11 protein-coding genes and 1 riboswitch are annotated in these 12,782 nt (G+C 56.3%); of the genes, 3 read left to right on the top strand and 8 right to left on the bottom strand.

Annotated features, from left to right (window positions below; genetic code table 11):
* Nucleotides 1-91: 91 nt before the first annotated feature.
* Both murI and btuB read right to left on the bottom strand, forming a co-directional pair.
* Nucleotides 92-973: a glutamate racemase gene (gene murI / locus QLG21_RS22130; RefSeq protein WP_282485226.1), complete on the bottom strand. Its 882-nt coding sequence runs from the start codon at nt 971-973 to the stop codon at nt 92-94.
* On the bottom strand, nt 918-2,765 hold the full coding sequence (gene btuB / locus QLG21_RS22125) for a TonB-dependent vitamin B12 receptor BtuB (protein ID WP_282485225.1): 1,848 nt from the start codon (nt 2,763-2,765) through the stop codon (nt 918-920). The genes murI and btuB overlap by 56 nt, the downstream gene beginning before the upstream one ends.
* A gap of 65 nt (nt 2,766-2,830) precedes the next feature.
* A riboswitch (cobalamin riboswitch) is annotated at nt 2,831-3,007 on the bottom strand.
* A gap of 104 nt (nt 3,008-3,111) precedes the next feature.
* Between btuB and trmA the strand changes: the two genes are divergently transcribed.
* Nucleotides 3,112-4,212 (top strand): tRNA (uridine(54)-C5)-methyltransferase TrmA, encoded by a 1,101-nt coding sequence (gene trmA / locus QLG21_RS22120; RefSeq protein ID WP_282485224.1) that lies wholly within the window; start codon nt 3,112-3,114, stop codon nt 4,210-4,212.
* Between the two features lie 91 nt (nt 4,213-4,303).
* Here the strand turns inward: trmA and QLG21_RS22115 are convergent, their stop codons facing one another.
* A complete protein-coding gene (locus QLG21_RS22115) occupies nt 4,304-4,663 on the bottom strand; it encodes a YijD family membrane protein (protein ID WP_006179198.1) in 360 nt (119 codons plus the stop codon).
* On the bottom strand, nt 4,663-5,307 hold the full coding sequence (gene fabR / locus QLG21_RS22110; RefSeq protein ID WP_072208921.1) for an HTH-type transcriptional repressor FabR: 645 nt from the start codon (nt 5,305-5,307) through the stop codon (nt 4,663-4,665). The genes QLG21_RS22115 and fabR overlap by 1 nt, the downstream gene beginning before the upstream one ends.
* Nucleotides 5,308-5,503: 196 nt before the next feature.
* Between fabR and sthA the strand changes: the two genes are divergently transcribed.
* Nucleotides 5,504-6,904 (top strand): Si-specific NAD(P)(+) transhydrogenase, encoded by a 1,401-nt coding sequence (sthA, locus tag QLG21_RS22105; RefSeq protein ID WP_058610674.1) that lies wholly within the window; start codon nt 5,504-5,506, stop codon nt 6,902-6,904.
* On the opposite strand, the gene oxyR is transcribed toward sthA, so the two are convergent.
* From oxyR to argC, 4 genes are all read right to left on the bottom strand, one after another.
* Nucleotides 6,887-7,804: a DNA-binding transcriptional regulator OxyR gene (gene oxyR / locus QLG21_RS22100; RefSeq protein ID WP_006179194.1), complete on the bottom strand. Its 918-nt coding sequence runs from the start codon at nt 7,802-7,804 to the stop codon at nt 6,887-6,889. The two genes, sthA and oxyR, sit on opposite strands and share 18 nt — an antisense overlap.
* A gap of 324 nt (nt 7,805-8,128) precedes the next feature.
* A complete protein-coding gene (gene argH, locus QLG21_RS22095) occupies nt 8,129-9,502 on the bottom strand; it encodes an argininosuccinate lyase (RefSeq protein ID WP_282485223.1) in 1,374 nt (457 codons plus the stop codon).
* A gap of 77 nt (nt 9,503-9,579) precedes the next feature.
* Complete coding sequence (gene argB, locus QLG21_RS22090) at nt 9,580-10,356, bottom strand: acetylglutamate kinase (RefSeq protein WP_282485222.1); 777 nt, start codon at nt 10,354-10,356, stop codon at nt 9,580-9,582.
* Between the two features lie 6 nt (nt 10,357-10,362).
* Nucleotides 10,363-11,367 carry an N-acetyl-gamma-glutamyl-phosphate reductase gene (gene argC / locus QLG21_RS22085; protein WP_088209382.1) on the bottom strand — a complete coding sequence of 335 codons (1,005 nt, stop codon included), beginning with the start codon at nt 11,365-11,367 and terminating at the stop codon, nt 10,363-10,365.
* Nucleotides 11,368-11,455: 88 nt separating this feature from the next.
* Between argC and argE the strand changes: the two genes are divergently transcribed.
* On the top strand, nt 11,456-12,607 hold the full coding sequence (gene argE, locus QLG21_RS22080) for an acetylornithine deacetylase (protein ID WP_058610676.1): 1,152 nt from the start codon (nt 11,456-11,458) through the stop codon (nt 12,605-12,607).
* Nucleotides 12,608-12,782: the final 175 nt, after the last annotated feature.

The following is a 12,782-nucleotide window of genomic DNA, read 5'->3' as shown; positions in this document are numbered from 1 at the left end:
CCCGGCGGCCTGTAAGCCGTTGTTCCGTGTCAGTGGAGGCGCATTATAGGGAGTTCTGAGACGTTGACAACCCCTCTTTTAAAAAAAACGTTCAACCGTCTCTTTTTTGCTCAAAATGGGGTAGCAACGGCAGTTTTTCGAGCGTTTCAAACCCATAACGCTGTAAAACGGGCAAAAGTTGCTCAGTATCGGGCGTTATCGCCAGGCAGAACGCAATATTTGGATCGGCTGATTTTGCATCCGGCGCCTCATGCTCAAGCAGCCAGGCCGTACGACGCGCAATAGCCGCACCGGAATCCACCAGGCGAGTCCCTTCCGGCAATACCGCCAGGAGTTCTTCCTGTAATAGAGGGAAGTGGGTGCAACCGAGCACGACCGTATCCGGCGGTTCAGGCATACGCAGCCACGGACGAAGAATACGGCGCAGTTCGTCAAGCGAGACCGCTTCTCCGTGCAGCTTCGCTTCCGCCATCTCCACCAGCTCAGCCGAACCCAGCATCGCAATCTGGCATTCGTTGGCAAAGCGGTCAATAAGCTCGCGCGTATAAGGGCGCTTCACCGTGCCACGCGTTGCCAGCAAACCGACCACGCCGTTCGCCGTCAGACGTGCAGCAGGCTTAATAGCAGGCACCACGCCTACAACCGGGAAGGGGAATTTCTCGCGCAATGCAGGGAGGGAGACCGTACTGGCCGTATTACAGGCGATAACCGCCAGCGCCAGGGGGTAACGTTGTTGAACCGCAGTGACGATTTCAACCACACGCTCAACGATAAACGTTTCACTCTTCTCTCCATAGGGGAAGGCAACGTTATCGAAGGTGTAGATGTAATGGAGATCTGGCAGGAGCTGTCGGATCTCATCATAGACCGAAAGCCCACCGACGCCGGAATCAAACACCAGCACGGTGGGACGCGGATCAGAAGGTGTAGCTGCCAGACAAGGTGTATTCCCGTCCTGCAGTTTGGTAGCCATAAACTGTCTCGTAATCTTTATCGAACAGGTTGGCTATTTTACCACGAACTGTCAGGTGAGAGGTGACCGGATATGAAACGGCGACATCCCACAGGCTTACGCCGCCCATTTTCACTTTCTCTGACGGATAGGAACCAAAATCGGTATCGTAACGCGTACCCAGGTAGTGATAAGTCAGGCTCCAGTCGAAATCATAGATCTGCGTGTCTAGCTGGTACTTCACTTGCTGCTTAGCGCGACGATCCAGCAGTGCGTTAGTTGCCGCATTGCGGGCATCAACATAATCATAACCGACGCTATGCGTAACAGGGCCCGTATCAAACGATGCCGTCGCTTCGACACCTTTTATACGTGCCTTGCCGACGTTGTAATACTCCTGAAGATTGTTATTGAAGTCGATCAGGTTATCAACGTCGTTACGATAGGCTGAAACACGCCAGCTTACGCCCGACGTTAACCCTTCAAACGCACCTTCCCACTGCTTGCTCTCTTCCGGGTCGAGACGATCGTTGCCATAGAAACCATAAAGCTGGCCAAGGTTTGGGGCTTTATAGGCCGTACCATAAGAGGCAATGAAGCGGTAACCGTCAATGAATTCCCAGGCTGCACTGCTCTGCCAGGTACCATGGCGACCAAACTGAGAGTTGTCGTCGCTACGCGCGGCCCCTTCCAGGGTGACATCACCAAACTTCTGTAAACCGGTCAGGTACACGCCAGTGTTACGCAGATCGTAACTCTCGGTCACATAGTTGGTACCGGGTTCGGTGCTCTGCTTCTGCCAGTCGATACCCGCGCCAATGTTGCCATGCCCGACATCAACAGAATTGGTCCACTGGACATTGTACTGCTTGATTTCATCCAGGGTCGCCGTGGAGTCATAGCGTCCGAGATGCGGATCGTAGTTGTAATCTTTGCTGTGACTGTAGCTGGAGAGCAGCTGCGAATGGAAGATGTCCTCGTTAAAGCGCAGCCCAGCATCCCAGGTCTGACTGTATAACTGGCGAGTATCCACCAGCACATCAGGCGTAAATGTGCTGTAATACCCGTCATAAGCAGTACGGTTGCTGTAGCCATAACCGCGAACAAAACCGCTCCACTGGTCAGAGAAAGCATGCTCCAGGGCACCGTAGATCGTCTTATTCATGTAGCCGTCGCGATCGGTCTGGGCAAGACCGCCGTTATTACCGTCGGCGACAACGTCAAAACCTTTGGTATAGGTATAATCACCCGCCAGCGTCACACGCGTGCTGTCACCCAACGTTTGCTGGGTACTGCCACCATAATTCTGGTAGCCATGTGACCCTACGCCAGCGTTCAGCGTTGTACCGTCCTTCGCGCGCGTTGTGATGATGTTCACTACGCCCCCAATTGCATCAGAGCCATATACCGCAGAACGTGGCCCACGGATATATTCGATGCGTTGTACCAGGGCGATCGGGAACTGGCTGAGGTCGGACGAACCGGTTACGCCCGCCTGGTTAAGACGGATCCCGTCAACGAGTATCAGGACGTGGCTGGAGTTAGTGCCACGAATGAAGAGTGAAGAGAGCTGCCCCATACCACCGTTTTGCGCGGTATCCACGCCAGGTAAACGGCGCATAACATCCAGAACCGTTGTTGACTGCCAGCGATCAATATCCGCCCGCGTCACTACCGAGGTCGGAGCTAATACGGTATTTACAGGTTGTTCAAAACGATTTGCTGTCACCACCAACGAGTCAGCGCTATCCTGCGCCCAGCCCGAAAATGCCGTGACGGACAGCGCCGTCAACAGCGATACTTTTTTAATCATTGTTAAAGCATCCACAATATAAGAAGGATGCCGCAGGCCTCATCTATAGCACGCGATGATGAAACCAAGTGCGACGTGATCCCGGCAGGTCTTCGGGCTGGGTGGCGTTATACGGATGAAGACTTCCCATTTTCACAGTGTCTACAACATTCATCCCGCCAGTCCTTACCGCTGCGCGTCAGCTCCAGATTTTCACTGGATTCCCTTTTCACTCTCAGGAGACCGGAAACAGAATGCTACAATTAGACACGTATAGATGTCCAGACAGCTATTGGCCATAAATTCTGGACATCCCCTGAACAATGCCTACAATCCCCGCGTAATTCTTTATCACTCAGGACGCATCATGACCCCCGAACACCTCCCGACAGAACAATACGACGCGCAGCTGGCCGAGAAAGTCGTCCGCCTGCAAAGTATGATGACGCCGTTCAACGCGCCCGTTCCCGAGGTGTTCCGTTCGCCGGTCAGCCACTACCGCATGCGCGCCGAGTTCCGCATCTGGCATGACGGCGATGACCTGTACCACATCATTTTCGATCAGCAGACGAAATCCCGTATTCGCGTAAACAGTTTTCCGGCGGCAAGTGAGCTTATTAACCATCTGATGGCGCTGATGATGGACGGCGTGCGCAATAATCCGGTGCTGCGCCACAAGCTGTTCCAGATTGATTACCTGACCACGCAAAGCAATCAGGCCATTGTGTCTCTGCTGTATCACAAAGCGTTGACCGACGAGTGGCGCGAGCAGGCCGAAGCGCTGCGTGACGCGCTGCGCGCGCAGAACCTCAACGTTCATCTGATTGGCCGCGCGACCAAAACAAAAATCATGCTCGACCAGGATTACATCGACGAGCGTCTGCCGGTTGCGGGAAAAGAGATGATTTACCGCCAGGTGGAGAACAGCTTCACCCAGCCGAACGCTGCAATGAATGTGCAAATGCTGGAGTGGGCGCTTAATGCCACGAAAGGCTCAACGGGCGATCTGCTTGAGCTGTACTGCGGGAACGGCAACTTCTCGCTGGCGCTGGCGCGTAACTTCGAGCGCGTGCTGGCAACGGAAATCGCCAAACCGTCCGTCGCGGCGGCGCAGTACAACATTGCCGCTAACCATATCGATAATGTGCAAATCATTCGTATGGCGGCAGAAGAGTTCACCCAGGCGATGAACGGCGTGCGTGAGTTTAACCGACTGCAGGGCATCGACCTGAAAAGCTACCAGTGTGAGACGATTTTTGTCGATCCGCCGCGCAGTGGCCTGGACAGCGAAACCGAAAAGATGGTGCAGGCGTACCCGCGGATTTTGTACATCTCCTGCAACCCGGAGACGCTGTGCAAGAACCTGGAAACCTTAAGCCAGACGCACAACGTTGAACGGCTGGCGCTGTTCGATCAGTTCCCGTATACGCACCATATGGAGTGCGGCGTGTTGCTCACCGCAAAATAATCGGCTTTACGTAGGGCAGGTAAGCGAAGCGCTACCTGCCAATAAATGCCGGATGGCGCTTCGCTTATCCGGCCTGCAACGACAAACCCCTTTACTCCGGCAACCGGCTCTTACGGTTGCGCATACGCGAACCAATCCAGAACACCAGCACCACGGACAACACCGCCGGCAGGAAGTTGGAACCGATATCCGGATATTCCGCACGAACCACGGTACTAAACAGCAACACGCCCAGTATAAAGCAGGCGGCCGCCAGCCCCGGTAAGCCGACGGGCATGGTGCGGTTCAGATAGCGTTGATGCAGGCAGTAAACCGTCAGCACCAGCGAAATAATCGGGAAAATCGAGAACGGAACGATGGAGCTAAAAATAGCCGCAAACGTGCCGTTAATGGATAAGCCAGCGATCAATGCCAGCAACAGCGTTCCTTTATCCTGACCTGACTGTTTCATTACTCACCTTCGTCGGTTTGATGTGCCAACTTTTCTTGTTCACGGCGATACCAGTAGTACGCGCCTTTGGAAATCATCCTGAGCTGCAATACCAGTCGCTCTTCGAGTTGCTTGCGTTGTTCAATACCCACATCCAGCGCTTCGGCACCGGCACTGAAGACTATCGTCACCATCGCTTCGGCCTGCGCTTCGGTGAACGCACGCGGCATATGGTTTTCGATTTCAAGATAGTCGGCAAGTTCCGCGATAAAATGTTGAATTTCACGCGCCACGGCGGCACGAAACGCGGCCGATGTTCCGGAACGTTCACGTAACAGCAGACGAAACGCGTTCGGGTTATTGCCAATAAACTCCATAAAGGTCGAGACGGAAGTGCGGATCACGCTGCCGCCTTTCGCGATACGCTGACGCGCCTGGCGCATCAGCTGGCGCAGCATCAGGCCGCTCTCATCGACCATGGTCAGGCCCAGTTCATCCACATCACGGAAGTGACGATAGAAGGACGTTGGCGCAATCCCGGCCTCACGGGCGACTTCGCGCAGGCTCAAACTGGCAAAACTCCGCTCAGCACTCAGTTGACTGAATGCGGCTTCCACCAGCGAACGCCGGGTTTTCTCTTTTTGTTGTGCTCTAACGCCCATCACAATAGTTGAATCCTTCCAAAGGCCTGATGGCACTATACCAGAGAATAAAATTAATCTGTTTGTGCAGCTTTGTGAATGATTGTTTACGTGCGGTTTGTGCTTCATTGACTGAAAAAAGCACAACGATAATTGGGTTACTCTGGCAATGATGTTATGATTCTGTTGCTTTTATGTATAAGAACAGGTAAGCCTTGCCATGCCACATTCCTACGATTACGACGCAATAGTTATTGGTTCCGGCCCCGGCGGCGAAGGTGCTGCTATGGGTCTGGTAAAACAGGGAGCCAGAGTAGCGGTCATTGAGCGCTACCATAACGTCGGCGGCGGTTGCACCCACTGGGGCACCATCCCTTCAAAAGCCCTCCGCCATGCCGTTAGCCGCATTATCGAATTTAACCAGAACCCTCTTTACAGCGACCATTCCCGACTTCTTCGTTCCTCTTTTGCCGACATCCTGAATCACGCTGATACCGTAATTAACCAGCAAACGCGGATGCGCCAGGGGTTCTACGAGCGTAACCACTGCGAGATCTTGCAGGGCAACGCCCATTTCGTGGATGACCACACGCTGGCGCTGGAGTGCCACGACGGAACGGTTGAAACCATCACCGCCGAGAAGTTTGTTATCGCCTGCGGTTCACGCCCGTACCATCCGGCGGACGTAGACTTTACCCACCCACGCATCTACGACAGCGACTCTATCCTCAGCCTGCACCACGAGCCGCGCCACGTAATTATCTACGGCGCGGGCGTCATCGGCTGCGAATATGCGTCGATCTTCCGCGGCATGGAGGTCAAAGTTGACCTGATCAACACCCGCGACCGTCTGCTGGCGTTTCTCGATCAGGAGATGTCAGACTCCCTCTCCTACCACTTCTGGAACAGTGGCGTCGTGATCCGTCACAACGAGGAGTACGAGAAGATTGAAGGCTGCGACGACGGTGTAATCATGCACCTGAAGTCCGGTAAGAAGCTGAAAGCGGATTGCCTGCTGTACGCCAACGGCCGCACCGGTAATACCGATTCGCTGGCGCTGGAAAACCTCGGCCTTGAAACCGACAGCCGTGGCCAGCTGAAGGTCAACAGCATGTACCAGACCGCGCTGCCGCACGTTTATGCCGTCGGCGACGTAATTGGTTACCCGAGCCTGGCGTCAGCCGCGTACGATCAGGGCCGTATTGCCGCGCAGGCGCTGGTGAAAGGTGAAGCGACGGCGCACCTGATCGAAGATATTCCGACGGGCATCTACACCATCCCGGAGATCAGTTCTGTGGGGAAAACCGAGCAGCAGCTGACGGCCATGAAGGTGCCTTACGAGGTCGGTCGTGCCCAGTTTAAACACCTGGCGCGGGCGCAAATCGTGGGCATGAGCGTGGGTACGCTGAAGATTTTGTTCCATCGCGAGACGAAAGAGATCCTCGGTATTCACTGCTTTGGTGAACGCGCCGCGGAAATCATTCATATCGGCCAGGCAATCATGGAGCAAAAAGGCGGTGGCAACACCATCGAGTACTTCGTTAACACCACCTTTAACTACCCGACGATGGCGGAAGCCTATCGGGTCGCTGCGCTGAACGGCTTAAACCGCCTGTTTTAACGTGCTGTCAAAGTGGCCATCCATGGAACTGCGGATGGCCTCTGCCAGCTGCTCATAGCGGCTGCGCAGCGGTGAGCCTGGGCGATAAACCAGACCAATGGTGCGTCGCGGCTCTGGCTTAATGCATGGCAGATAGACCACACCGTCACGCTTGCGCTCGCGCGGCACGGCCAGTGCAGGCAACAGCGTAATGCCGCTTCCCGCCGCCACCATGTTACGCAGCGTTTCCAGGCTGGTTGCGCGGAAGTGGGTATCTTCATCCGCACCCGCTTCAAAGCAGAAGCCCATCGCCTGATCGCGCAGGCAGTGTCCATCTTCCAGCATCAGCAGCTTTTCACCGGCCAGATCGGCCATCGGCACGCGATCGCGGTTCGCCCACGGGTGATCTTCATAGATCGCCAGCATCATCGGCTCGTCGAACAGCGGCACTTCGATAAAAGCTTCACTCTCTTTGACCAGCGCCAGGATCGCGCAGTCGAGCTTGCCGCTATCGAGCTGCGCCAGCAGCTGATGGGTTTGCGCTTCGTGGAGATACATTTCGAGTTTAGGGAACGTCTGATGCAGCATGGGAATAATCTGCGGCAACAGGTACGGGCCAACGGTTGGGATCAGGCCAATATGCAGCGGGCCGGACATCGTCTCCCCCTGCTGGCTTGCCATTTCCTTGAGCACTTTGACCTCGCGCAGCACGGTGCGCGCCTGATCCACCAGCAGAAGACCGGCCTGGGTGAACAGTACCTTACGGCTGGTGCGCTCAAGCAGCATCACGCCCAGCTCATCCTCCAGCTTGCGGATCTGACCGCTCAGCGTGGGCTGGCTGACGTGGCAGGAATCTGCCGCGCGGCGAAAATGACGATGCTCGGCTAACGCTACCAGGTATTCAAGATCACGAATATTCATTATTCATCCTCCGTCGCCACGATAGTTCATGGCGATAGATAGCATAGCAACGAACGATTATCCCTATCAAGCATTCTGTTGAATAATACACCACAGAGACGAGGCGGTACGTGTTTGACCCTTGACGTCCCCGCCCGTCAGCGAGTTTCTCTCAAAACTCGAAAAAATAAAGCCAACGTGAACTTTTGCGGACCCCGTGGTCCGCATTTTTTTGCGTAAAAAGCCCGGAGATAAAAGCAAAATGGCAACCGAAGTTGCCATTTTTAGTGTTTGCTCCCTCTCCCCGTGGGAGAGGGCCGGGGTGAGGGCACCAGCCCGCACTCATCAAACCAGGCGGTTTTTCGCATCCGCAATCGCCTGCGCCACCTGCTTCGGCGACACGCCACCTTTAGCCGCACGCTTGTCCAGGCACGACTGCAGCGCCAGAATCGGGTAAACATCCTCCCCGATCACCGCACTGAATTTCTGCAGGTCAGCCAGGGGCAGATCCTCCAGCGGTTTCCCCTGACGGATCGCTTCGACCACCGCTTCACCCACAATATGGTGCGCTTCACGAAACGGTACGCCTTTCGCTACCAGGTAATCCGCCAGCTCGGTCGAGTTGGCATAACCCTGCTGGGCCGCTTCCTGACAACGCGGACGTTTCACCTGAATGCCGTCCAGCACCAGCGCGCCCATGTGCAGGCAATCCAGCCAGGTGTCGAGCGCGTCGAACAGCCCTTCTTTGTCTTCCTGCATATCTTTGTTGTACGCCAGCGGCAGCCCTTTCAGGGTCATCATCATGCCGGTCAGCGCGCCCTGCACGCGGCCGCACTTGCCGCGGATCAGCTCCAGCGCATCCGGGTTTTTCTTCTGCGGCATCAGGGAAGAGCCGGAGGTCACGCGGTCAGACAGCTCAACGAAACCGGCTTCACCGGAGTTGAAGAAGATCAGGTCTTCGGCAAAGCGCGAGAGATGCACCATTCCGATGGATGCGTTAGACAGCAGCTCCAGCACATGGTCACGGTCAGAGACGCTGTCCAGGCTGTTACGGGTGGCGGAGGCAAAGCCCAGCCAGCCTGCCAGCTGCTCCCGGTTGATTTCATACGCCGTTCCCGCCAGCGCCCCGCAGCCCAGCGGGCTGACGTCCAGACGCTTCAGGGTATCCTGCAGACGGCTTTCGTCACGCGCCAGCATCTCCACATAGGCCAGACACCAGTGAGCAAAGGTCACCGGCTGCGCGCGCTGCAGGTGGGTATAACCCGGCATCACCGCGTCCTGGTTGTTCTGCGCGGTCTCCACCAGCGCGCTCTGCAATTGACGGTTGGCCGCCAGCAGCTCGGCCACGGTATCTTTACACCACAGCTTGAGATCGGTCGCTACCTGGTCGTTACGGCTACGCCCGGTGTGCAGCTTTTTACCCAGCTGGCCGACTTTATCGATCAGTTTGCTTTCCACCCAGCTGTGAATGTCTTCAGCATCGCTCTGGAGAATTTGCGCCGGATCCAGACGCACCTCTTCCAGCAGGTTATTCAGCGCCTCTTCCAGCTGCAGCTGTTCGTCTGCGGTCAGCACGCCAACGGTGACCAACGCTTTGGACCAGGCCACAGAGCCGACAATATCCTGTTCGGCCAGGCGATAGTCGAAACGCAACGAGTCGTTGAACTGTTTGAACCGCTGATCCGCTGCCTGTGTAAAACGCCCACCCCAAAGTGCCATAACATGCTTCCTTTATATCTTTGAATTTCATTGCCCGGTGGCGCTACGCTTACCGGGCCTGCAAAACTGTAAATTGATTACGCCAGAATACGCGTGCCTATTGGCATGCCGTTAAACAGCGCCGGCAGCTGTTCCGCGTGACGCCAGGAGGCGATATCCACCGGGCGGCCCAGCGTGCGGGCGGCATCCAGCGCCGCGTTCACTTTGACGATCATGCCGTCGGTAATAATGCCCTGGTCGATGAGCTGCTCGGCTTTCGCCGCCGTCATCTCCGCAATGCGCTGGCCCTTGCCGTCCAGAATACCGCTCACGTCGGAGAGCAGGATCAGGTCTGCGCCAAGCGTAGCCGCCAGCGCCGTCGCCGCCTGGTCAGCGTTGACGTTCATCAGCTCGCCCTCTTCGGTCACGCCGATAGAGCTGACGACCGGCAGGAACCCGCCATCCAGCAGAGTGTTAATCAGCTTAGGCGAACCCGGCTGCGCCAGTCCAACGTGGCCGAGCGCTTCGTCGAGCTGGGTCACTTTTACGCTGTCGCCGTCGCCCAGATAAAGGCCCACGGAAGCAATGTGATGCTTCTTCGCCCACGCCAGCAGCGTCTTGTTCGCCGTTCCCGCCAGTGCACCGGTAATGATGTCAATCTGGTCGGCAGGCGTGACGCGCAGGCCGTTTTTCTTGGTCACCGGCAGGTTAAGCCCTTTCATCAGCTCATCCACCACGCAGCCGCCGCCGTGGACGATGACCAGCGGACGCTGGTGCGACTCACGATAGTTCACCAGTGCGGTAAAAAGACGCTCCAGCGCTTCTTCGCTGTCCAGCAGCACGCCGCCGAGTTTGATAATTAATGGGTTCATCATCACACCTTAAATAAGAGACTGCGCTTCAGGGAAGCCGAAACGAATATTGGCGCACTGCATGGCCTGAGCGGCAGCGCCTTTCAGCAGGTTATCTTCGGCCGCCACCACAATCAGGTGCTCGCCCTGCACGGCAAAGCCGATGTCGCAGAACGGCAGACCGACCACGTTTTTCAGCGCCGGGACGCCTTTGTTATACAGACGCACCAGCGGTTTATCCGCATATGCCTGGGTAAAGGCCTCGCTTACCTGGTCTTGAGTAACGCCCGGCTTCAGGCGGCAGGTAATGGTTTCGAGGATCCCGCGCGGGAAGTTGCCCAGATGCGGCGTAAAGATGACGTCCGCGCCCAGATGGGTCGTGATTTCAGGATGATGGCGGTGGTTAAACACGCCGTACGGTTGAAGGCTCACTTCACAGAAGCTATTGGACATTGCAGCCTTGCGGCCAGCACCGCTTACGCCGCTGGTGGCGTTGATCACCGGCCACTGGTTGAGATCCAGCAGACCCGCATCGATCAGCGGCTTCAGGGAGAGCTGCGCCGCCGTCGGGTAGCAGCCCGGCACGGCGATCAGGTTTGCCTCTTTCAGCCGGTCCGCATTCCACTCCGCCAGGCCGTACACCGCCTGTTCAAGCAGTGCCGGGTGCTGATGAGTGAAACCGTAGTATTTTTCATAGAACGCGGCGTCGTTCACGCGGAATGCACCGGAGAGGTCGAACACCACACAACCCGCCGCCAGAAACTGCGGTGCCAGGTCGTGGCTGACCTCGTGCGCGGTGGCTAAAAACACCACGTCCACGCCGTCGGTGAACGCGCTGATATCAGACATTGGCTGCAAAGGCAGATCGACAATACCCCGGAGCTGCGGATGCAATTCAGAGATTAACTTTCCTGCATCATTGCTTTGCGCTGACACGGTCAAAGCGGTTATGGTCATATGAGGATGGCGATTCACGTAGCTTACAAGCTCTGCGCCCGCATAACCGCTAGCGCCTACAATCAGCGTATTCAACATCGGGTTCCTTTATGCTCAACGTTAATGTATTTTTATTCACATTTATTGCATGAATATTGATACTATCACGACCTAAGGTGTGTCAACAATGAAAATGAACTTACCGCCATTTATCGAGATTTACCGCGCCCTGATTGCCACACCGTCCATCAGCGCAACCGAAGAAGCGCTGGATCAGAGCAATGAGTCTTTAATCAATCTGCTGGCGGGCTGGTTTAGCGATTTGGGCTTTAACGTTGAGGTTCAGCCCGTCCCCGGCACGCGCCATAAATTTAACCTGCTCGCCAGTACCGGAACCGGAGCGGGCGGCCTGCTGCTAGCCGGCCACACCGATACCGTGCCGTTTGACGATGGCCGCTGGACGCGCGACCCGTTCACCCTGACCGAACACGACAACAAGCTGTACGGTCTGGGCACCGCCGATATGAAAGGCTTCTTCGCCTTTATCCTCGACGCGCTGCGTGACGTCGACGTGACAACGCTGAAAAAGCCGCTCTACATACTGGCGACCGCCGATGAAGAGACCAGCATGGCGGGCGCACGCTACTTCTCGGAAAACACGGCCATTCGCCCGGACTGCGCGATCATCGGTGAGCCCACGTCGTTGCAACCGATTCGCGCCCATAAAGGCCATATCTCAACGGCGGTGCGCGTACTGGGCCAGTCCGGCCACTCCAGCGATCCGGCGCGCGGCGTGAACGCCATTGAGCTGATGCACGACGCCATTGGCCGCATCATGACCCTGCGCGACGATCTTAAAGAGCGCTATCACTACGAAGCCTTCACCGTACCTTACCCGACGCTGAACCTCGGCAGCCTGCACGGCGGCGACGCCTCAAACCGCATCTGCGCCTGCTGCGAACTGCACATGGATATCCGTCCGCTACCGGGCATGACGCTAAGCGATCTCGACGGCCTGCTGAATGAGGCACTGGCCCCGGTAAGCGAGCGCTGGCCGGGCCGTCTGACCGTCTCTGAGCTGCATCCGCCGATCCCGGGCTACGAATGTCCGCCGGATCACCAGCTGGTCCAGGTGGTGGAAAAGCTGCTCGGTGAGAAAACCGATGTGGTGAACTACTGCACCGAAGCGCCGTTTATTCAGACCCTGTGCCCTACGCTGGTGCTTGGCCCGGGTTCTATCAACCAGGCCCACCAGCCGGATGAGTACCTGGAAACCCGCTTTATCAAACCCACCCGCGAGCTGATTACTCAGGTTGTGCATCACTTCTGCTGGCATTAAAACTGACCATCGCTATCCCCTCTCCCGGTGGGAGAGGGTTAGGGTGAGAGGGAAAATTCCCGCGATCTCTATCACATTCTCATAAGCATCTCTTATCTGACGCGAAGCGAATTAAATTTCGTAAATTACCCGCATTTATTCGTTTGCTGAACCGTTTTCGCAGCAATTGACGACG

This window comes from Enterobacter sp. V87_3 (assembly GCF_029967835.1).
Taxonomy (GTDB): domain Bacteria; phylum Pseudomonadota; class Gammaproteobacteria; order Enterobacterales; family Enterobacteriaceae; genus Enterobacter; species Enterobacter cancerogenus.
This window is presented reverse-complemented; position numbering and strand designations above follow the sequence as displayed.